The sequence below is a fragment of the Micromonospora sp. AMSO1212t genome (assembly GCF_008868145.1).
Lineage (GTDB): Bacteria > Actinomycetota > Actinomycetes > Mycobacteriales > Micromonosporaceae > Micromonospora > Micromonospora tulbaghiae.
On the sequence record NZ_WBKS01000071.1, the window covers coordinates 1 to 19757 of the forward strand.

The 19757-nt window shown below is 72.2% G+C and carries 18 protein-coding genes and 2 tRNA genes; 7 read left to right on the top strand and 13 right to left on the bottom strand.

The window, feature by feature from the left end:
* Nucleotides 1–2: 2 nt before the first annotated feature.
* The gene (locus F8279_RS18305) at nt 3–251 is read right to left on the bottom strand and encodes a hypothetical protein (protein WP_091422247.1); all 249 of its coding nucleotides are present in this window, start codon (nt 249–251) and stop codon (nt 3–5) included.
* Between the two features lie 138 nt (nt 252–389).
* On the opposite strand from F8279_RS18305, the gene F8279_RS18310 reads away from it, so the two are divergent.
* Together F8279_RS18310 and F8279_RS18315 are read left to right on the top strand one after the other, a co-directional pair.
* Nucleotides 390–1922 carry an MFS transporter gene (locus F8279_RS18310; RefSeq protein WP_151500582.1) on the top strand — a complete coding sequence of 511 codons (1533 nt, stop codon included), beginning with the start codon at nt 390–392 and terminating at the stop codon, nt 1920–1922.
* Nucleotides 1909–2484, top strand: coding sequence for a TetR/AcrR family transcriptional regulator (locus tag F8279_RS18315; protein WP_091423233.1), 576 nt, complete (start codon nt 1909–1911; stop codon nt 2482–2484). The genes F8279_RS18310 and F8279_RS18315 overlap by 14 nt, the downstream gene beginning before the upstream one ends.
* A 41-nt stretch (nt 2485–2525) precedes the next feature.
* Here F8279_RS18315 and F8279_RS18320 read toward each other — a convergent pair.
* The 6 genes from F8279_RS18320 to F8279_RS18345 all read right to left on the bottom strand — a co-directional run bounded on the left by F8279_RS18320 (nt 2526) and on the right by F8279_RS18345 (nt 8560).
* Nucleotides 2526–2599: transfer RNA gene (locus F8279_RS18320), tRNA-Met, on the bottom strand.
* A 134-nt stretch (nt 2600–2733) separates the two neighbouring features.
* A tRNA-Met gene (locus tag F8279_RS18325) sits at nt 2734–2807 on the bottom strand.
* A gap of 50 nt (nt 2808–2857) precedes the next feature.
* Nucleotides 2858–3784, bottom strand: a complete 927-nt coding sequence (locus F8279_RS18330; protein ID WP_151500583.1) for a hypothetical protein — start codon at nt 3782–3784, stop codon at nt 2858–2860.
* Nucleotides 3774–4283 (bottom strand): RNA polymerase sigma factor, encoded by a 510-nt coding sequence (locus tag F8279_RS18335; RefSeq protein ID WP_013288396.1) that lies wholly within the window; start codon nt 4281–4283, stop codon nt 3774–3776. Before F8279_RS18335 ends, F8279_RS18330 begins: the two co-directional genes overlap by 11 nt.
* 147 nt (nt 4284–4430) lie before the next feature.
* A complete protein-coding gene (locus F8279_RS18340; protein WP_225853321.1) occupies nt 4431–7418 on the bottom strand; it encodes a UPF0182 family protein in 2988 nt (995 codons plus the stop codon).
* 128 nt (nt 7419–7546) lie between these two features.
* On the bottom strand, nt 7547–8560 hold the full coding sequence (locus tag F8279_RS18345; RefSeq protein ID WP_175438762.1) for a PDZ domain-containing protein: 1014 nt from the start codon (nt 8558–8560) through the stop codon (nt 7547–7549).
* Between the two features lie 115 nt (nt 8561–8675).
* Here F8279_RS18345 and F8279_RS18350 point away from each other — a divergent pair, with 115 nt between their 5' ends.
* A complete protein-coding gene (locus F8279_RS18350) occupies nt 8676–9947 on the top strand; it encodes a zinc-dependent metalloprotease (RefSeq protein WP_091423230.1) in 1272 nt (423 codons plus the stop codon).
* Nucleotides 9948–10047: 100 nt separating this feature from the next.
* Here the strand turns inward: F8279_RS18350 and F8279_RS18355 are convergent, their stop codons facing one another.
* Both F8279_RS18355 and F8279_RS18360 read right to left on the bottom strand, forming a co-directional pair.
* Complete coding sequence (locus F8279_RS18355; protein ID WP_091422228.1) at nt 10048–10677, bottom strand: hypothetical protein; 630 nt, start codon at nt 10675–10677, stop codon at nt 10048–10050.
* A 109-nt stretch (nt 10678–10786) separates the two neighbouring features.
* Nucleotides 10787–11308 (bottom strand): M48 family metallopeptidase, encoded by a 522-nt coding sequence (locus F8279_RS18360; protein ID WP_091422225.1) that lies wholly within the window; start codon nt 11306–11308, stop codon nt 10787–10789.
* Between the two features lie 473 nt (nt 11309–11781).
* On the opposite strand from F8279_RS18360, the gene F8279_RS18365 reads away from it, so the two are divergent.
* The 3 genes from F8279_RS18365 (at nt 11782) to F8279_RS18375 (ending at nt 14596) form a co-directional block, all read left to right on the top strand.
* On the top strand, nt 11782–11949 hold the full coding sequence (locus F8279_RS18365) for a DUF5679 domain-containing protein (RefSeq protein WP_007464795.1): 168 nt from the start codon (nt 11782–11784) through the stop codon (nt 11947–11949).
* Nucleotides 11950–12126: 177 nt separating this feature from the next.
* The gene (locus F8279_RS18370) at nt 12127–13239 is read left to right on the top strand and encodes a hypothetical protein (protein ID WP_151500584.1); all 1113 of its coding nucleotides are present in this window, start codon (nt 12127–12129) and stop codon (nt 13237–13239) included.
* 10 nt (nt 13240–13249) lie between these two features.
* Nucleotides 13250–14596 carry an AarF/ABC1/UbiB kinase family protein gene (locus F8279_RS18375; protein ID WP_091422220.1) on the top strand — a complete coding sequence of 449 codons (1347 nt, stop codon included), beginning with the start codon at nt 13250–13252 and terminating at the stop codon, nt 14594–14596.
* 314 nt (nt 14597–14910) lie between these two features.
* Here the strand turns inward: F8279_RS18375 and F8279_RS18380 are convergent, their stop codons facing one another.
* From F8279_RS18380 to F8279_RS18390, 3 genes are all read right to left on the bottom strand, one after another.
* Complete coding sequence (locus F8279_RS18380; protein ID WP_091422217.1) at nt 14911–15276, bottom strand: WhiB family transcriptional regulator; 366 nt, start codon at nt 15274–15276, stop codon at nt 14911–14913.
* A 130-nt stretch (nt 15277–15406) separates the two neighbouring features.
* Nucleotides 15407–15661 (bottom strand): hypothetical protein, encoded by a 255-nt coding sequence (locus F8279_RS18385; RefSeq protein WP_091422214.1) that lies wholly within the window; start codon nt 15659–15661, stop codon nt 15407–15409.
* 129 nt (nt 15662–15790) lie between these two features.
* Nucleotides 15791–17914: an ATP-dependent DNA helicase UvrD2 gene (locus tag F8279_RS18390; RefSeq protein ID WP_151500585.1), complete on the bottom strand. Its 2124-nt coding sequence runs from the start codon at nt 17912–17914 to the stop codon at nt 15791–15793.
* Nucleotides 17915–18005: 91 nt separating this feature from the next.
* On the opposite strand from F8279_RS18390, the gene F8279_RS18395 reads away from it, so the two are divergent.
* Nucleotides 18006–18248 (top strand): mycoredoxin, encoded by a 243-nt coding sequence (locus tag F8279_RS18395; protein ID WP_091422205.1) that lies wholly within the window; start codon nt 18006–18008, stop codon nt 18246–18248.
* Between the two features lie 58 nt (nt 18249–18306).
* Here F8279_RS18395 and F8279_RS18400 read toward each other — a convergent pair whose 3' ends face one another.
* Nucleotides 18307–19716, bottom strand: a complete 1410-nt coding sequence (locus F8279_RS18400; protein WP_255474162.1) for an MFS transporter — start codon at nt 19714–19716, stop codon at nt 18307–18309.
* Nucleotides 19717–19757: the final 41 nt, after the last annotated feature.

Below are 19757 nucleotides of genomic sequence, written 5' to 3' on the forward strand. Positions count from 1 at the left end.
TGTCAGCGCGGGGGGCGGTTGCGGCGGTTGCGGGTGAGCAGCACCACCAGCAGCACGATGCCGCCGACCACCACGAGGCAGCAGAGCAGGCCGAGGAAGCCGAACCCGCCGCGGGAGCGCCGGCGCGCGGCCTCCACCACGATCTCGCCGGTGCCCGACGACGCCCAGGCCGCGACCGGCACGAAGACCGAGAGCACGACCGTACCGAGGACCGCGCCCAGGCGGCCCCACCACTTGTTCCATGCAGACATGCCCCCATCCTCGCCGAGACCCGCAACCGGGGCACGGCGGACGGAAAGGATGCCGCCGGACGCGGCGAAGGGCCGCTGCCGCAGCCCGGGTGGCTTTGTTCACGATTAGCCGTCCATTTGGACTGTTACGGTTGGCCGGTGACCTCCTCCCTGCGCTCCAACCCCGCGCCGGCCCGTGCCGGAAAGCGGGAATGGGCGGCCCTCGTGGTCCTCGTCCTCGTGGTCCTTCTCCTCGCCATCGACGGGACGGTCCTCTACCTCGCGGTCCCGTCCCTGACGGAGGACATCGGGCCCAGTGCCACGCAGATCCTGTGGATCGGGGACATCTACGCCTTCGTCCTCGCCGGGCTCCTGATCACGATGGGCAACCTGGCCGACCGGATCGGCCGGAAAAGGCTGCTGATGATCGGCACTGTGGGGTTCGGCTCGGCGTCCGTGCTGGCGGCCTTCGCCTCCACGCCGGAGGTGCTGATCGCGGCCCGCGCCCTTCTCGGCCTGGCCGGCGCCACGTTGATGCCGTCGACGCTCTCGATCGTCCGCTCGATGTTCGCCGATCGCGCTCAGCGGGCCCGGGCCATCGCGCTCTGGTCCGCCGGGGCGACCGCCGGCGCCGCGCTCGGCCCGCTGGTGGGCGGCGCGCTGCTGGAGCGCTTCTGGTGGGGATCGGTCTTCCTGATCAACGTGCCGGTGATGGTGCTGGCGCTGGTGGCGGGGTGGCTGCTGCTGCCGGAGTCGAAGGGCGAGGCGCCGGCGCGGATCGACGTGGGTTCCTCGGCGCTGTCCATCGTCACGATCGTCCCGCTGGTCTTCGCCCTCAAGCGTCTGTTCAGTGACGGGGTCGACGCCCTCACCGTGGCCGCAGCCGCGGCCGGGCTGCTGGCCGGATGGTGGTTCGTGCGGCGGCAGAACCGGCTGGCGGTGCCGCTGCTCGACGTCTCGCTGTTCAAGGTGCCGGCGTTCTCGGGCGCGCTGGCCGCCAACGTGCTGGCCATCTTCGGGTTCCTGGGGCTGCTGTTCTTCTTCTCCCAGTACCTCCAGCTGGTCCGGGGCTTCGGCCCTCTGAAGGCAGGCGCCGCCGAGCTGCCCGGGACACTCGCCGCGGTGCTCGTGGTGGCGCTGATCGGCGTCCTGCTGGCGCGGCTGGGTGCGGGCCGCGCGATCGGGCTGGGACTGATGGCCGCCGCCGTCGGGCTCGCCGTCATGGGGATGAGCGTCGACCTGCGGAGCTACTGGGGCCTGGGCGTCGGCCTCGCCGTCATCGGGCTCGGCATCGGTGTCGCCATGACGCTCTCGACGGACGCCGTCGTCGGCGCCGTCCCGGAGCGGCGCGCGGGTGCCGCGTCGGCGGTGGCCGAGACGGCGTACGAGCTGGGCGGCGCGCTCGGCATCGCCGTCCTCGGCTCGCTGCACGGGCTGCTCTACCGCTCGTCGCTGACGCTCCCGGCCGGGGCCACCGCCACCGATCGGGCGCTGGCGGAGGACTCCCTGGCCGCAGCCGTGTACGGGTCACCGACGCCCGGCGTCGTGGCCGCGGCACAGGACGCCTTCGCCCAGGCGATGCAGTCCGCCACCTTCGTGGCCGCCGTGATCCTGGTCGGCGCCGCGGTGGTGGCCTGGAAGATCATTCCCTCCGAGCCCGTGTCCGGTGGAGGTGTTCGTGTCAACCACTGAACGTCGTCCGATCCGCGATCGTGCACGCACCCGGCGAGCAGTGCTGGACGCCGCCGAACGGGTGGTCACCCAGCACGGCGCCAACGTCAGCCTGGCCGCCATCGCCCAGGAGGCGGGTGTCACCAAGAGCGGCCTGATGCACCATTTCCCCTCCCGCGAGGACCTGTTCGCCGCCCTCGTCGAGCAGGTGATCACCCGGTTCTGGGCGGAGGTGAACGCCCACGTCGACCCCGCCGACGACCGGCCCGGAGCCTTCACCCGCGGGTACGTGCGCGCCCTCACCGGAGACAGCGCGTACCTGGCGGAACTGAACAGCGCCACCGGCCTGCTCGCGCAACTCGGGGTCGACAGCATGGAGCACGTGCTCGCGGTGGATCCCGAGGACCCGGCACGCTGGAACCGCGCCTTCGCCGCCGACGGCCTGCCGCCGGGCCGCGTCTGGGCCGTCCGCTACGCCGCGGAGGGAATCGCCATCGGCATCGGCACCGCCTACGTCACGCACGAGCAGCTCCGGCTGGCCCGCGCGGAACTGCTCGCCCTCACCGAGACGGCGCCGGAATGAGTTCAGGCCCGGAATCCGTGGATTCCGGGCCTGAACCTTTGTAGCGGGGACAGGATTTGAACCTGCGACCTCTGGGTTATGAGCCCAGCGAGCTACCGAGCTGCTCCACCCCGCGTCGGCTCATACAGCTTATCGCACCCCGATCCTGGAGATCAGCCGGGTACCCGATCCCGGCGCCGGCCGTTTCCGGGGCGCCTCGGGCCGGAACGACGAAGGCCCCGGAGAGAACTCCGGGGCCTTCGTCATGAGTAGCGGGGACAGGATTTGAACCTGCGACCTCTGGGTTATGAGCCCAGCGAGCTACCGAGCTGCTCCACCCCGCGTCGGCTCGATAACCGTAGCGCACCGACCCGGGGAGGCGCAAAACGGGTACTCAGTCCAGCCACCGCCGGATCGCCTCGACCGCCCGGCGGCTGTCCGCGTCGAACTGGGGACGCTGGGTCGAGGTGCTCTCCCAGCCCTGCTCCCACAGCACCGTCACCACGTCGCCGGAGCGCACCGCACGCACCAGGTGCACCTCGTCGCCGCCGCTCGGATCGCCGTTGGCGTCCCGGTACGGCGTCCGCGTCTCGAACAGCACCGACTCGTCGCCGTACCCGGTGTCGGGCAGCAGACGCTGCCGCACCGTCACCGACGGCGCGCCCCGGGCGGGCTGCTCGGGGCAGGCCCGGACCGCCGCGCGCAGCTCGGCCAGCGCGGCGCCGGCGCCGCCGGACCGGTAGATCGTGATGCTGTGCCGGTAGTTGCCGGACGGCACCTCGTCAGCCGGCGCGCCGGCCCGGCGGTACGGCAACGACCGGGCCCGCCGAGCCACCACCCGCTCGTCGCCGGGTGTCGCCCCGCACAGCGCCGGCAACACCGGTCCCGGGCCGAAGTAGTTGCCCGTGCCGGCGTCGTTAGCGGCGGGAAGCACGAAGAACGCCCGGTCCGGGACCGTGGTCGGGGCCGCGGCGGCCGGAGGCGTGGTGGTCACGACCGGGCTCCGCGAGCCGGGAGTACGGCCGAGGGTCGGCGATCCGGTGGTGGGCGACGGCGCGACCGAGGGCGCGGCGGACGACGGCCGTGGGGTGGGCGTACCCGCGGGGGGCGGAACCGGGTCGGGGCCCGGCCCGGCGGCGAGCACCAGCTGGCTTCCGGCCACCGTGCCCGCGACCAGGCCGGCGGCGGCCAGGACGGTGAGCGCGGCGCGGCGTCGGGCCCGGCGGTCGGCGCTGCGGCGCAGCCGGTCCGGCGCCGGCAGGACCCGCTCGTCGGTGTCGGCGGCGAGGGACCGGTAGTAGCGGTGCAGTTCAGGCGACATCGTTGACCTCCAGCTCCTCGGCGGCGACGCCGGGCAACAGCTCGGCCAGCCGGGCCCGTCCCCGTGACAGCCAGGACTTCACCGTGCCGGTGGGCACGCCGGCCTCCCGGGCGATCTCCTCCACCGGCAGGTCGAACAGGTAGTGCAGGGCGAGCGCCTGCCGGTGCCGGGGCGGGAGCTGCCGCAGCGCCGCGACCAGCAGCACGGTGTCCTCGCCCGGCGGCCCGACGTCGGGTGGCGGGCCGGTGCGGCTGGCCGCGAGGCGCCACCCGCGCAGCCGCCGGAACCGATCGGTCGCCAGCCGGCTGATCACCAGCCGCAGCCACGCCTCCGGCGCGGGATGGCCCGCCAGCTTCGCCCACTGCCGCCAGGCCCGGGCGTACGCCTCCTGCACGAGATCCTGGGCCTCGGCCGGGTCGCCGGCCACCGCGTAGCCGTACCGGACGGCCCGCCCCGACGTGCTGCGGTAGAAGTCGTCGAAGCTGTCCGCGTCACGCATGTGCCCTCCCGCCCCCACACGTTCACCTGCACTGTTGACGGCGCGGCGGGGTGCGGGGTTGCGGCCGGGAAGTCCGCTTCACGACAGAGCCCGTGGTCCGGGGACCGTTGCGGTCCCGGACCACGGGCTCGTGGTGTCAGCTCGGCGTCAGCCGCCCGGTGTCGGCGCGGGTGACGTCGGCGCCGGTGGCGAGACGCTGCCCGACGGCGCGGGGTTGCCCGAGCCGCCGGCCGCGGCCTGGGCCTGCTGGAACGCGCTCATCGCCTCGTCCAGCGCCTTCAGCGCACGCCCGTACCGCTCGAAGTCGCCGGACGTCTGCGCGGCCTTGACCTCGGCGATCGCGGTCTGCACCCGGGCAGCCGCCTGGGCCAGTTCCCCGCTCATCGGCGGCGGCGTGTTGTTGTCGCCCCCTGTCGGCGGCGGCGTGGGGTTGTCGTCGGTGCTGGGCGGCGGGTTGTTGTTCGGCGCCTGCTTGCCCTGCTCGACGAGCTGCTTGATGCCGTCGGCGAGGTTGTTGGCGAGCACCACGTACGAGCCGCCGTCACCGTAGGAGAGCAGCACCTTCTGCAACAGCGGGTACGCGTCCTGGCTGCTGCTCTTCACGTACACCGGCTCGACGTAGAGCATGCCGTCGGCGAACGGCAGTGAGAGCAGGTTGCCGTACTGCACCTGGGCCTGGTTGGAGGAGAGCAGGTTGAGCTGCTGCCGGATGTCGCCGTTGTTGGTCATCTGCTGGTGCACCTGCGTCGGCCCGGAGATCCGGGTCTGATCCGGCAGTTCCAGCACCTCCAGCTTCGGCTGCCCGTCGACGTACGACCCGGAGACCAGCGCGGCGAGGTTCTGCCGCCCGTTCGGGGTGACCGCGGAGGTCAGCTGGAAGCGTGGCCCGTCCTGCCCGGGGAACTGGGTGAACAGGTAGTACGGCGGCTGCTTCTGCCCGCTGTCCGGCGCGTCCGGCACGTTCGGCACCTGCCAGAAGTCCTGGCCGGAGTAGAAGTCGCCGGGGTCGGTGACGTGGAACTTGGTCAGCAGGTTGCGCTGCACCTTGAACAGGTCGGCCGGGTAGCGGAAGTGCTCGGCCAGCTCGGCCGGGATGTCGCCCTTGGGCAGCACCAGGTCGCCGCCGAACGCCTTGTTCCACGCCTTGAGCACCGGGTCGGTGTCGTCGTACGAGTAGAGCTTGACCGTGCCGTCGTACGCGTCGACGGTCGCCTTCACCGAGTTGCGGATGTAGTTGACGTTCTCCCGGGCGAGCTGGAACGTGCCCCGGCCGGTCAGCTCGTCGGTGGTCTCCGCCTGGAGGTTGACCCGCTCGGCGTACGGGTAGGTCGCCGCCGTGGTGTAGCCGTCGATGATCCACAGGACGCGCCCGTTGACCACCGCCGGGTACGGGTCGCCGTCGAGCGTGAGGAACGGCGCGACCTTCTCCACCCGGTCGCGCGGGTTACGCACGTACAGCAGCTTCGAGTTCTCGTTGACCGCCTCGGAGAGCAGGAAGTTCGACTCCTGCTCCTTGATCGCGTAGAGCAGCCGGCGCGGGAACGAGCCGATCTTGACGCCGCCCTCACCGGTGTAGGTGTAGTACTGCTCGCCACCGGTGGAGGTGGGGCGGTCGAACTCGACGTTGCGGTCGCCGTTCTGCCCGACGATCGCGTAGTCACTCGCCTCCATCCGCTCGCCGTAGTAGATCCGCGGCTGCTGGGCCGGGATCTCCTCGGTCGGCGAGGAGCACGCCTCCTGCGCCTTCTCGCCGAGGTAGCCGGAGACGAAGTACGGCTGCCCGCCGCAGACCACCTGGTTCGCCGGGGCGGCGACCAGGCCGTATCCGTGGGTGTAGACGGTGTGGCGGTTGATCCAGTTGCTCTGCTGGTCGGTCAGCTCGCCGTAGTTGATCTCACGGACGCCGACCACGTAGTCGGAGGTCTTGTCATTGACCGAGTACCTGTCGATGTCCAGCTTCGAGCCGAAGTCGTAGAACCCGCGGACCTGCTGGAGCTGCGTGTACGTCTCGGAGACGAGCTGCGGGTCGAGCAGCCGGATGTTCGACACCACGGAGGTGTCGGTGGCGAGGCTGGCGGGTGGAACGAGATTGCTGGCCGCGTACGGTGTGGTCTTCGTGCCGTCGAGACCGAACGCGGACCTGGTGGCCTTGATGCTGCGTTCGATGTACGGCGCCTCCTTGTCCCGGGCGCTCGGCTTGACCTCGAAGGTCTGCACCGCCCACGGGTAGATGCCGCCGATCGCCACCGCGGAGACACCGAGCAGGGCGAGCGAGATGCCCGGCCAGACCAGGTTCCGCATGACGGCGTTGGAGAACACGATGATCGCGATCGCCACCACGACGGAGATCCAGGCGAGGATCTCCTTCGCCGGGAGCAGCGCGTTCACGTCGGCGTAGCCGGCGCCGTAGAGCTTGGCGCCCTCGTTGTACTCCAGCAGCATGGCCCGCCGGTCGAGCACGTAGGCCACGGCCTTGAGCAGCACGAACACGGCGACCAGCGAGCTGAGGTGGGCGCGGGCGGCGTTCGTCATCCGGTCGCCGACGCCCTGAAGGCGGACGCCGCCGAAGATGTAGTGCACGGCGAGCGCGCCGAGCAGCGACAGCACCACGGCGGTGAAGCCGACGCCGAGCACGTAGCGCCAGAACGGGAGCTGGAAGACGTAGAAGCCGACGTCGACGCCGAACTCCGGGTCCTTCACGCCGAAGTCGCCGCCGTTGCGGAACAGCAGCCACTGGCCCCACCGGCTCTGCGCGGACAGACCGGCGAACAGCCCGACGACGACGGCGGCGAGCGCGATCCAGGTGCCGAGCCGCGGGCTCAGCAGCATCCGGTAGCGCTCCAGCGTGGCCTGCTCGGCCGAGTGCGGACGCATCTTGGGCCGCAGCCGGTGGGCCAGCCAGAGGTTGCCGCCGACGAGCAGCGCCATGCCGGCGCCGACCACCAGGAACAGCAGCAGCCGGGTGGCGAGCACGCCGGTGAAGACCTGGGTGTAGCGGACCTCGTCGAACCAGAGCCAGTCGGTCCAGGCGTTGACCCCCCACCCGAGGAGGGTGAACAAGATGAACACCCCGATCAGGACACCGATGGTGACGCGTCCGCGCCGACTCATCCTCGGTAAGGGACTGCTACGCATGACCACTGTTGGCTCCGCACGCTCGATGTGATCGGCTCCGACCAGGCACCAAGAGTACGGGGTGTTCCTGAGCACGTCGGGTCAAGGTCACGTCACGATCCGCCCGCCGGCCGCCGCCCGGCCCCGCCTCAGCAGCGCGTCGGCTGCCCCCCGGCGCGCAGCGTCTCGAGTGCCTTCAATGCCTCACCCAGCGTGGCGACCTTCAGCAGCGGCAGTCCCGGCTGCGGGTTGCGGACCGCCTCGGCGCAGTTGTCGGCGGGCACCAGGAACGCCTTCGCGCCCGCGTCCTTGGCGCCGACGAGCTTCTGCGCGATGCCACCGATCGGGCCGACGCGACCCTCGTCGTCGATGGTGCCGGTACCGGCGATGATCTTTCCGCCGGTGAGGTCGGCCGGCTCCAGCTTGTCGATGATGCCGAGCGAGAACATCAGCCCGGCGCTCGGCCCGCCGATGTCACCCAGGTCGATCTTGAGGGTGAACGGGTGCGACTGCTGCTGGTCGATCTCCACGCCGATCCGCGGCCGGCCGTCCTGCTCACGGCTGGTCACAGTGGCCGTCCCCGGGGTGCCGCCCCGGGTGTAGCCGATCTTCAGCGCGGTGCCCGCCGGCTTCGCCCGGATCAGCTCGGTGAGCTTGGCCGCGCTCGTCACCGGCGCCCCGTCGACCGAGGTGACCACGTCGTCGGGCCGCAGCGCGTCGACCGACGGGCCGCCCGGCGTGACCGCCTTGACCAGCACCTTGATCGGATAGCCCAGCTCGCGCAGCGCCGCCGTCTCGGCGCTGGTCTGCGAGTTCTGGAAGTCCTCCGCGTTGCGCTTCTCGACCTCCTCCTGCGACTCCCCCGGCGGGTAGACCAGCTCGCGCGGCACCACCGCCTCGTCCGAGGAGAACCATCCGGCCAGCGCCGACCGCAGCCGCACTGTGGGCTGGACACCGACTGTGGTGAGCCGCAGCTGACCGACGGAGGTGGACGTCGCGCGGCCGGTCACCTGGATGACCTCCTTGCCGTCCTCGCTGCCCAGCGTGTTCACCGTCGGACCGGGGCCGAGCACCACGTACGGCAGCGGCACGCTCAGCACGCCGACGCTGAGCAGGGCGGTGAGCAGGGCACCGAGAAGGACGGTCACGCCGCGACGTCTCATGCGCCAGAGCGTACCGATCCGCACCCCGCCGCCCGGCGCGGTGACCCGAGGACTTCGCCCTCAGCGCAACGCCGACTGGCACGACCTGCGGCGCGGCCCGCGTACCGTAGACGTCGTGCCTGATATTCCGTTCGGCTTCGCGCTCCCGGGTGGTCAACCACCAGACCCCAACGATCCCGCGGCGATGCAGCAGTTCATGTCGCAGTTGCAGCACCTGCTCTCGGCGCCGGGCAGCGGGCCGGTCAACTGGGACCTCGCCCGGCAGGTGGCCGCCAGCCAGCTCGCCGCCGCCGGCGACCCGGCGGTGTCGCCGTTCGAACGCAACGCGGTCGAGGAGGCGCTGCGCATCGCCGACCTCTGGCTGGAGCCGGCGACCTCGTGGCCCTCCGGCATCCGCACCTCGGTCGCCTGGAACCGCAACGAGTGGATCTTCAAGACGCTCGACGTGTGGCGCAAGCTCTGCGACCCGGTGGCCAGCCGGATGGTCGGCGCGATGGGCGACCTGGTGCCGCCGGAGGCCCGCGCCCAGCTCGGCCCGATGCAGTCGATGGTCGCCACGCTCGGCGGCGCCCTCTTCGGCGGCCAGCTCGGCCAGGCGCTCGGCTCGCTCGCCGCCGAGGTGCTCTCCGCCGGTGACATCGGCCTGCCGCTCGGCCCCGCCGGCACCGCCGCGCTCGTCCCCGCCAACATCAAGGTGTACGGCGAGGGCCTGGAGCTGCCCGAGGACGAGGTACGCCTCTACGTGGCCCTGCGCGAGGCCGCCCACCAGCGGTTGTTCCAGCACGTGCCGTGGCTGCGCGGGCACGTGCTGACCGCGGTGGAGAACTACGCCGCGGGCATCCGGGTCAACCGGGAGGCGATCGAGGAGGCGATGGGCCGGGTCGACCCGACCGACCCGGAGTCGATGCAGGCGATCGCGCTGGAGGGCATCTTCACGCCGGAGGACACGCCCGCGCAGAAGGCGTCGCTGGCTCGGCTGGAGACCGTGCTCGCCCTGGTCGAGGGCTGGGTCTGCCACGTCGTCGACAGCGCCGCCGGTGACCGCCTGCCCAACGTCGTACGCCTCGGCGAGGCGTTCCGCCGTCGCCGCGCGGCGGGTGGCCCGGCGGAGCAGACGTTCGCCGCGCTCGTCGGCCTCGAACTGCGGCCCCGCCGCCTGCGTGAGGCGACGGTGCTGTGGGCGGCGCTGACCGAGCACCGCGGCATCGCCGGCCGGGACGCCGTCTGGGGCCACCCGGACCTGCTGCCCTCCGACGACGACTTCGCCGCACCGGAGGCGTTCGCCACGACGAGCACCGATCTCGACGACGAGCTGGCGAACTTCGACTTCTCCGCCCCGGGCGCTCCGGAGGAGAAGTCCCCGGGCGAGGACGACGACAAGCGCTGACCGCGCCCATCCCGTCGATCTTGGAGTTGTGGCGCCCAGGATGTCCTGAGTGCGGCTCTTGTCAGGTGCCACAACTCCAAGATCGTCGCGTCGACGGGTGTCAGACGGGGCGGCCGGACAGCAGGGCGCGGGTGGTCTCCCAGCCCTCGACCGCTGGATCGAGGGCGGCCAGGTCGGCCGGGCCGCGCATCCGGCGCCAGCCTGCGGTGACCGCCACGTCCCCCGGGCTCGGTGCCGCCCGCCGCACCTCGGCCGGCTCGGTCGTGTCCAGGTCCAGCGCCGGCAGCCACGCCGGTACGGGCAGCCGCGCCGCCACCCCCAGCAGTCCGGTTCCGCCTCCCTCGGCCGGGGCCAACGCCACCGGCCGGGTGGTGAGCGGCCGCAGCAGCTTGCCGAGCGTCAGCCCCGGCACGTCCGGCGCATCCGCCGCCACCACTGCCACCTGGTCGTAGCCGCCCGTCTTCGACGTGTGCCGCCCGGCTGCCACCGCCGCGAACACCGCGTTCGGCGTCGGCTCGGTCACCTCGTACACGGCGGTGCCGGGCCAGACCACCGCGTCGGCCAGCCATCGGTCCTGGGCCGTCACCGCGACTGCGGTCTCCACCTCGTTCAGCGTGGCCAGCAGGTCGACCACGTCCTCGGCGAGCGCGGTACGCCATCGCGCCGGCTCGACTCCGGGCGGCGACCAGGTCACCGGGCCGAGCAGCGCCACCACCACACGTCGCGACATTCGCCGACCTTAACCCCACCCCCACGCGGACCCGCGCGCGATCACGAGGTTGGCGGTGACGAAGTGGACGAAACGCCGGGTCAACTTCATGATCGACGCACGGCAGAGGTCAGGGGATGGCGGCGGTGGCGGCCACGCCCTCCAGGTAGCCACGTGCACGCTCCGACCTCGGGTAGCGGGCGACCAGTGCCCAGAACTCGGCGTTGTGGCTGGGCACGATGAGATGCGCCAGTTCGTGCAGCAGCACGTAGTCGATCACCCAGTCGGGCATGTCCTGGACCCGGTGCGAGATCCGGATGGTGCGGTCGGCGGGCGTGCAGGAGCCCCAGCGGCCGTTCTGGTTGGTCACCCAGCGGACGCTCGCCGGCGCGGCGGCCGACCCATATTCGGTCAGGTAGAGGTCGATCAGGCGGGCGGCGCGGGCGAGCAGTTCGGCGTCCGAGCGGGCCAGCCGGCCCTCGCGGGCGGCGAGCCGGGCGAGCATCCGGTCGACCCACTCGCTCTCCTCGGCCCGGGAGAACTGGTCGGGGATCAGCACGACGACGCGCTCCCCGTCCCGGTACGCGGACACCGTGCGCCGCCGACGCTGGCTGCGCCGCACCTCGACGACGGGCTTCCGCGTCACGGTCATTACCGGTCCGCGCAGCCTCGGTTGACTGTCACGATGGAAAGCTAATGCGTACTGACCAGGACTCCGCAAGAGTCAACACGACGACACGCGCCCGGAAAGTGGCGGTTGATTGTCAGGAGTCCGGAAAAAATTCTTTGCGACGGTAGCTGACCATCACCTGACCGGCCCTGTTCACGTTAAGTGATCTACGACGAGCGACAGTCGGCGGGGCCGCACGAAGCGGATCTGGGCGCTTCACCCGGCGTGTCCGCGCGAAACTGACTTATCCGACGTTACTCGGCATGCACACTCTCGACGTCGACTTGCTCACAGAGTCGGCGCACAGCTGACATGGAACCGCCCGTACCTGGGTAGGGTCCGCCAACCACGGTCAGGCGACTGACCGCGGAGAACCCCCGGCGCCGGTGCCACGCGTGGGCCGCCGCAGGGAGACCCGCCGGGACACCTCCGGCGGACGAGACGAGGAGGCTACCGTGGCCGACCAGGCCCAGACCTACAACGGTTACTGCGTGAAGTGCAAGGAGAAGCGGGACTTCGAGGGGCACGTGGAGGTCTCGAAGACCGGCATGAACATGGCCAAGGGCAAGTGCCCGGTGTGCGGTACAACAGTGAACCGCATCCTGGGCAAGGCCAAGGTCTGACCCGTACGGCAGACCCGGGGAGGGCGGCTGTCGGCCGCCCTCCCCGGTCGGGTAGCCGACAGAGTTACCGGCTGGTTGTGGAAAACCGGCGAGATCCTGTGGACAACGCTGGCCACGGCTCGCCGCACCTGTGGACAACGAGCGACGGAACGAGTGGAGACGGTCACGATCAGTGGCGTGACCGATCCGACGCCGCTCGTCCGTCCCGTCCTGCTGCCCGGCCTGACCCGGCTCTGGCGCGACCGGCACACGCTCCAGCTCGGCGAGTCGCCCGGCCGCGCGGTGCTGCTGGAGATGTCCTCGCCGGGGACGGCCCGCCTGCTCGACCTGCTCGACGGCACCCGCAGCGAACGCGCCGTGCTGGCCGAGGCGGGCACCGCCCGGGTTCCGCCCGACGAGGCACGCGCCCTGCTCGACACGCTCCGGGACGCCGGGCTGGTGGTGCCGTCACAGGCCCTGCTCCCCCGTGACCTGGCCGGAGCGGCCCGGGCCCGGCTGGCCGCCGAGGCCACCGCGCTCGCGCTCGCGTCGCCCGACCTGCCCGGCACACCGGCTCGGCTGCTGCGCCGCCGCCGTACCGCCCGGGTGCTGGTCACCGGAACGGGACGACTCGGCGCGGCGGTCGCCGTCGCGCTGGCACAGGCCGGCGTCGGGCACGTCGTACCCGATCTGGCGGGTCCGGTCGGTGCCGGTGACCTGGTCGGAACCGGCCTGACCGCGGCGGAGCTGGGCCGGCCGCTGGCTCCGGCGGTACGCGCGGCGCTGGAGCGGTGTGCGCCCGGAACTGTCACCGGCCCGTCTCGGGCGACCCGGCCGGACCTCGTGGTGCAGCTCGGCGTCGACCGTCCGGCCGAGCTGCTCGCCACCGGGTACGCCCGCCGGCGTCAGCCCCACCTGCTGCTCGACCTGCGCGGCGGCGTACCGGTGGTCGGTCCGCTGGTCCGCCCGCCCGTCGGTCCCTGCCTGCGCTGCCTCGACCTGCACCGCGGCGACCGGGATCCGGACTGGCCCGCGCTCGCCGCCCAGCTCGCCGCCGACCGGGGCGAGCGGGCCTGCGCCGCCGCCACCGGGCTCGCCGCGGCGGCCTTCGCGACGGCCGAGGTGCTGGCCCAGCTCGACGGCACCCAGCCGGAGACGCTGGGAGGCGCGGTGGAGATCCGCGGTCCGGGCCGGATCCGCTACCGTCGGTGGCCGCCACACCCCTCCTGCGGTTGCTGCCGACGTCGCCCGATTCGGTTGGCCCCGGCCGCTACCCGCCGCACGGCAGCAGCGGAGGCCCCGAGTCAGTAACAATGGCCGGGTGACCGACATCCCGCGCCGGGCCGTGTCCCGCACCGCCAAACTCGCCGCCCTGCCGCTCGGGTTCGCCGGTCGAACCGTCCTCGGCATGGGCAAGCGGGTGACCGGCCTCGCGTCCGACGTCATCTCCGCCGAGATCCAGCAGCGCACCGCCGAACAGTTGTTCAGCGTGCTCGGGCAGCTCAAGGGCGGGGCGATGAAGTTCGGCCAGGCCCTGTCGGTGTTCGAGGCAGCACTGCCCGAGGAGGTCGCCGCGCCCTACCGGCAGGCGCTTACCAAGCTCCAGGAGGCCGCCCCGCCGCTGCCGGTTGCGACAGTGCACAAGGTGCTCGCCGAGCAGCTCGGCCCGGACTGGCGCGACCGGTTCGTCGAGTTCGACGACACCCCGGCCGCCGCGGCGAGCATCGGCCAGGTGCACCGCGCGGTCTGGCGCGACCCGGGGTACGGGCCGAACGGCGGCCCACAGCACCGGGACGTCGCCGTGAAGATCCAGTACCCGGGTGCCGGTGACGCGCTGCTCGCCGACCTCAAGCAGCTCTCCCGGCTCGGCGGCATGTTCCGGGCCATCCAGCCGGGGCTGGACGTGAAGCCGCTCCTGGCCGAGCTGCGCGAGCGCATCACCGAGGAGCTGGACTACGAACTGGAGGCGGAGTCGCAGCGCGCGTTCGCCGCCGCGTACGCCGACGACCCGGACATCTTCATCCCGGAGGTGCTCGACGCTGCGCCGCGGGTGCTGATCACCGAGTGGGTGGAGGGCATCCCGCTGTCCCAGATCATCCGGGAGGGCACCGAGGAGCAGCGCGACGAGGCCGGCCGGTTGATGGCCGAGCTGCACCTGTCAGCGCCGGAGCGGGCCGGGCTGCTGCACGCCGACCCGCACCCGGGCAACTTCCGGCTGCTCCCGGACGGCCGGCTCGGTGTGATCGACTTCGGGGCGGTGGCCCGGATGCCGCAGGGCACGCCGGAGCCGATCGGCCGGATCGCGGCGCTGGCGCTGCGCGGGGACGCCGACGCGGTGGTGGAGGGGCTGCGCTCCGAGGGCTTCGTCAGCCGCACCGAGTCGATCGACGCCCCGGCGGTGCTCGACTTCCTCCGTCCGATGCTGGAGCCGATCGCCGCCGACGAGTTCCGCTTCACCCGGGCCTGGCTGCGCGGCGAGGCGACCCGACTGGCCAGCCCTCGCTCCCCCGCCTACCAGCTCAGCCGGCAGCTCAACCTGCCCCCGTCGTACCTGATGATCCACCGGGTCACGCTGGGTTCGATCGGGGTGCTCTGCCAGTTGGAGGCGAAGGCGCCCTACCGGTCGATCCTGGAACGGTGGCTGCCAGGCTTCGCGCCGGTGCCCTGAGCCTCCAGGGCCAGCAACGGCGAAGGGGCGGTGACCTGTCGGTCACCGCCCCTTCCTCACGCGATCGTTCTACAGAACGCCCAGGTCGCGGGCCGACTGGCTGCGACCCCGCATGGCGACGGTACGGGCGGAACGGGTTGCCTCAGTGCTCGTGGTGGTGCGACCGGCCTGAGGCCGGCGCATTCGGGCCCTGGACAACGCTTCGTGGAGTAGTTGCATCTCGAATCCGTTCGGCAGGTTCAGCATCAGAATTTCTCTCTCAGGTCGGCCGGTGGAGGGACACCGGCATCGGTCGGTTTCGGAACGTAGGTGTGTCAGGCTGCCAGCCGGACGGAGTTACGCGACTCGGACAGCCCGCTGGCCGCCAGTCGCGCCTCCGCCTCGACCCGGAGCTGCGCGTCACGGGCGAGGTCCTCCTTGCGCGGACGGCCACGGGGCCGCTTGCGCGGGACGACCGCGCCACGCTCGAAGATCTCGCCGCCCCAGACGCCCCAGGGCTCGGCTCGCTCCACCGCCCCGGCCAGGCACTCGACGCGCAGCGGGCAGTCCCCGCAGAGCGACTTGGCCAGCTCGAGCTCGGCGGGCGAGTCGGAGAACCACAGGTCGGGGTCGAACTTCCGGCAGGGCAGGTTCGCCTCCACCTCGACGCTCACGTCGAGTGGGGCCAACGCCAGACTCATCCTCCGGTCACCTCTCTCTCACTTCGATCTCGTGGATCGCATTCCGACGTACTTCGGCGGGGCAAAAAACTGAGGCCGCGGATCCCGGTAGCGGGTTCCGCGGCCTCGAGGTGAGCCGGTGTCTGATGGATCAGACCGGTCTACCTCGAGGTGGAACGCCGCGGACATCCGTGCGCTTCTTGGCGCCATCGATGCCCATGCCCGCGAAGCCACTGGTCCCCTCGACTCCGGCGATCGGCGCAACGGTCAGGTTCAGCTCGGCCTGAACCTGGACCTGGTGCACCTGCGGAGCCGACGGTCGAGCAGCGAGGGCCACCCGGACGGCCGACAGCGGAGCGACGGCAGACGGCATCGCCGCAAGACGCTCATAAGTGAAGATCACCATTGGTGCCACCTCCCTACTCTCCTCGTGCCGACCGTGGACTCATCCCCTTTGAGCAGCCAGAACGGCGCCGCTCGCGAGGTGTGTCATGAGGCTATTCCTCGCCCTCGGGCGAGGGCAAACGATTTACGGCTACTTTTCAGAAGTTTTCTGTGGGCAGACGTCGTCCACCGTGGCGCCCGCCACCAGGGCGAGCACCGTATCCCCATAAAGCCCGACTTTTCGGGGCCCAATCCCGGCGATCGCCACCAGTTCCTCCGTGCGGCCGGGCTTCCGCTCGGCCAGCGCGGTGAGCGTGGCGTCGGTGAAGACCACGTACGCCGGCACCTTCTGCGCGCCCGCCACCCGCTGCCGCCACTCGCGCAGCCGCTCGTACAGCTCCTCGTCGATGTCCGACGGGCAGGTCGGGCAGCGGCCCAGTTTCCGGTCCGCGCCGGCGAGCAGCGTGGCGCCGCAGATCCGGCACGAGACCACCTGCGGCCGGCGCCGCTCGGCCCGCCGCGCCGGCCCGGCGCCGCCCGCCCGCTCACCGCCGCCGGACCGGTCGAGCTGGGGCAGGAACCGGGAGGGCCGCCGGGCCCGCCCGCCCGGCGAGCGCGCGGTGGCGTACGACAGCCAGAGCCACTCCCGGGCGCGGGTGATCCCGACGTAGAGCAACCGCCGTTCCTCCTCGACCTGCTCCATGGTCTTCGCGTACGTGGTGGGCAGCGTGCCCTCGGCCAGCCCGACCAGGAACACCGCGTCCCACTCCAGCCCCTTCGCCGAGTGCAGCGACGCGAGCGTCACCCCCTCGACCGTGGGGACGTGCTGCTGGGCGGCCCGCCGGGCGAGTTCCTCATTGAACCCGGTCAGGCCCGGCTCCGCCTCGGGCTGCGCCGCGTACTCCTCGGCGAGCTGGACCAGCGCGGCGAGCGCCTCCCACCGCTCCCGGGCGGCGCCGCCGGGCGGGGGCGCGTCGGGCGCCCAGCCGACAGCGGTGAGCGCCTCGACGACAGCGGCCGGCAGCGGGGTTCCCGCGTCGGCCGACCGGGTGGCGGCGCGCAGCGCGATCATCGCCTGGCGTACCTCGGGCCGCTCGAAGAACCGCTCCGCCCCCTGGAGCACGTACGGCACCCCGGCCTCGGAGAGCGCCTTCTCGTACGCCTCGGACTGCGCGTTGGTGCGGAACAGCACAGCGATCTCCCGCGCCGGGGTGCCGCCCGCCACCAGCGCCCGGCAGCGCGCCGCGACCGCGTTCGCCTCGGCCGGCTCGTCGGTGAAGATCCGCAGTTCCGGCTCCGGGCCGGGCCGGCGCTGGCCGTGCAGCGCCAGCCGCAGCCGCGCCTCGGCGCCCCGGGCCTGCGAGATCACCGCGTTGGCGAGCCCGACGACCTGCGGGGTGGAGCGGTAGTCGCGGACCAGCCGGACCACAGTCGCGCCCCGGTGCAGGCGGGGGAAGTCGACCAGGTACGACGAGGTGGCACCGGTGAACGAGTAGATCGTCTGGCTGGCGTCGCCGACCACCGTCAGGTCGTCCCGGCCGCCCAGCCACGCCTCCAGCAGCCGCTGCTGGAGCGGGTTGACGTCCTGGTACTCGTCGACCACGAAGTGCCGGTACTGGTTGCGCACCTGCTCGGCCACGTCGGGGTGCTCCTCGATGCCCCAGACCGCGGCGCGCAGCATGTCCTCGAAGTCGATCACCCCGTTGCCGCGCTTGAGCCGCTCGTACGCGTCGAACACGTCGGCCACCCGGGCCGGCTCGTACGGCGTCTCGCGCAGCGCCTTGGCCGCGGCGACCACGTACTCCCCGGGCTCGACCAGCGACGACTTGGCCCATTCGATCTCGGCGGCCAGGTCCCGCGCGGCGGCCCGGTCGGCGCGCAGGCCGACCTTGGCGGCGGCGAGGGTGACCACCCGCACCTTGCTGTCCAGCAGTTCCGGCATGGCCCGCCCGGCCAGCAGCCGGGGCGCGAAGTAGCGGACCTGCCGCAGCGCCGCCGCGTGGAACGTGCGCGCCTGCACGCCCTGCACCCCGAGCACTGTGAGACGGCTGCGCATCTCGGCGGCGGCGCGGGCGGTGAACGTGACCGCCAGCACATGCCGGCCGGCGATGTCGCCGGTCAGCGCCCGGTACGCGATCCGCGAGGTCACCGCCCGGGTCTTGCCGGTGCCGGCGCCGGCCAGGATGCAGACCGGGCCGGCCGGGGCGGTCACCGCCGAGCGCTGCTCCGGATCCAGCCCGGCCAGCACCCGTTCCGCCGCTGAGTGAACGCCCACAGCAGGGAATCATCCCAGCATCGTGTGACGTTGCAGCGGTTAGCCTGGCCTGATCGGACCGGGCGCGAGCCACCCCTTGGAGGACCAGACCATGCTGACGATGTATTCCACCCCGTGGTGCGGCTACTGCCACCGGCTGAAGTCGCAGCTCGACCGGGAGGGCATCGCGTACGAGGTGGTCGACATCGAGCAGGACCCGGCGGCCGCGGACTTCGTGATGAGCGTCAACGGCGGCAACCAGACCGTCCCGACGCTGCGCTTCGCCGACGGCAGCGCCCTGACCAACCCCTCGATCACGCAGGTCAAGCAGCACCTGGCCGCGCTGCCCGGCTGATCCGCCCGCGACACCACGAGCGGCCGTACCCGATCCGGGTGCGGCCGCTCGCCGTCGTTCAGGACCCCCCGCGACTGAGCACCCCGTCGTCGGCCGGCCGCCGGGGCGCCGGGATCCGGACCGGCCCGGTGACCGGCGTGGTCAGCCCACGGCCCCGCCACAGGTAGACGCCGGCCGCCGTGGTGACGGCCCCCACCAGGGCGAACAGCAGCCGGTAGTCGAACACGCCGACGAGCAGCGCGCCGGTGCCGATGGAGAGCGCCTGCGGCCCGCTGACCAGCGCCTCCGCCGCGGCGGTCACCCGGCCCAGCAGCAGCGGCGGAGTCCGCCGCTGGATCAGCGTGTTCAACCCCACCATCGTCAGCGGCAGCGAGAGGCCGGCCAGCAGCAGCGCCACCACCCCGAGCCACAACCGGGGGTACGCCAGCGCCAGCGCGGCCGGCCCGAAGAACGTGACGCCCGCGGCGAGCGCGCCGACCTCGCCGAACCGGCGGACCACGGCGGCCGAGAACAGGCCGCCGACCAGTCCGCCGACGCCCTGCACCATGACCAGCACGCCGACGAACGCGGCGTCGCGGTGCAGGCCCAGATCGACGTACGCGAAGATCAGCGACTCGGTGAAGCCCATCACCAGCGAGCCGAGCCCGTACCCGAGCAGCGCCCGGCGCAGCGCCGGCTCCCGGGTCAGGTGGCGCAGCCCGGCGCCCAGCTCGGACGGCCCGCGACGACCGGACCGCGACGGTGCGCCCTCCTCCACGCGCAGCCGCCCGACCACCGCCGCCGCGGTCAGGAAGCCGGTCATGGCCAGCAGGACCAGCAGCCAGCCGCCCACCGCGGCGTAGACGCCGGCCCCGGCCAGCGGCCCGATCAGCCGCAGCCCCTGCCGGACGGTCTGCAGCAGCCCGTTCGCGTCGGCCAGCAGATCGGCCGGAACCAGCTGCCGGATCAGTCCGTTGAGCACGGCGGTGAGGGTGATGTACGAGAGTCCGTAGAGCGCGGCGACCACGTAGATCACCCAGACGTCGGAGCGGTCCCGGACCGTGAGCAGCGGGCCGAGCAGCACTGCTGCGACCAGGTTGGCGGCGATGAAGAAGGGTCGCCTGCGGTAGCGGTCGACCACCCACCCGACGAGCGGGGCGAGCGCCATCGGCGCGATGACCGCGAAGATGGTCGCCCCGGCCATGCTGTCCGAACCGGTCAGATCCTTGACCCAGACGGCCAGGGCGAGCAGCAGGACCGACTCCGCAGCCATGCTCGCGACGAGCGCGGCGAACAGCAGACGGAAGTCGGGGCGGCGCAGGACGGTGCGCATGGGTTCCCTCCGGCGGGGTGCGCCACCAGGGCGCGTCGGGGGCGGGCGCTGGTGAAGACGCCCTCCACAGTCCTCTTTTTGTCTCGTGACACGCCCTTGCCGGAACCTCCGACGCCGGTCGCGCCGTCCATACTGACCGTGGGGGGCGAATTTCATACAGTTACCGTCGCGTCAAGCGACGGTCGACGGGAAAGAGG

Excerpts from the sequence above, each read along its gene's own strand:
- F8279_RS18305 (WP_091422247.1), bottom strand. The coding sequence starts at position 251 with ATGTCTGCATGGAACAAGTGGTGGGGCCGCCTGGGCGCGGTCCTCGGT.
- F8279_RS18330 (WP_151500583.1), bottom strand. The coding sequence starts at position 3,784 with ATGTCGCCTGAACTGCACCGCTACTACCGGTCCCTCGCCGCCGACACC.
- F8279_RS18335 (WP_013288396.1), bottom strand. The coding sequence starts at position 4,283 with ATGCGTGACGCGGACAGCTTCGACGACTTCTACCGCAGCACGTCGGGG.
- F8279_RS18340 (WP_225853321.1), bottom strand. The coding sequence starts at position 7,418 with ATGCGTAGCAGTCCCTTACCGAGGATGAGTCGGCGCGGACGCGTCACC.
- F8279_RS18345 (WP_175438762.1), bottom strand. The coding sequence starts at position 8,560 with ATGAGACGTCGCGGCGTGACCGTCCTTCTCGGTGCCCTGCTCACCGCC.
- F8279_RS18355 (WP_091422228.1), bottom strand. The coding sequence starts at position 10,677 with ATGTCGCGACGTGTGGTGGTGGCGCTGCTCGGCCCGGTGACCTGGTCG.
- F8279_RS18360 (WP_091422225.1), bottom strand. The coding sequence starts at position 11,308 with ATGACCGTGACGCGGAAGCCCGTCGTCGAGGTGCGGCGCAGCCAGCGT.
- F8279_RS18380 (WP_091422217.1), bottom strand. The coding sequence starts at position 15,276 with ATGAGTCTGGCGTTGGCCCCACTCGACGTGAGCGTCGAGGTGGAGGCG.
- F8279_RS18385 (WP_091422214.1), bottom strand. The coding sequence starts at position 15,661 with ATGGTGATCTTCACTTATGAGCGTCTTGCGGCGATGCCGTCTGCCGTC.
- F8279_RS18395 (WP_091422205.1), top strand. The coding sequence starts at position 18,006 with ATGCTGACGATGTATTCCACCCCGTGGTGCGGCTACTGCCACCGGCTG.
- F8279_RS18400 (WP_255474162.1), bottom strand. The coding sequence starts at position 19,716 with ATGAAATTCGCCCCCCACGGTCAGTATGGACGGCGCGACCGGCGTCGG.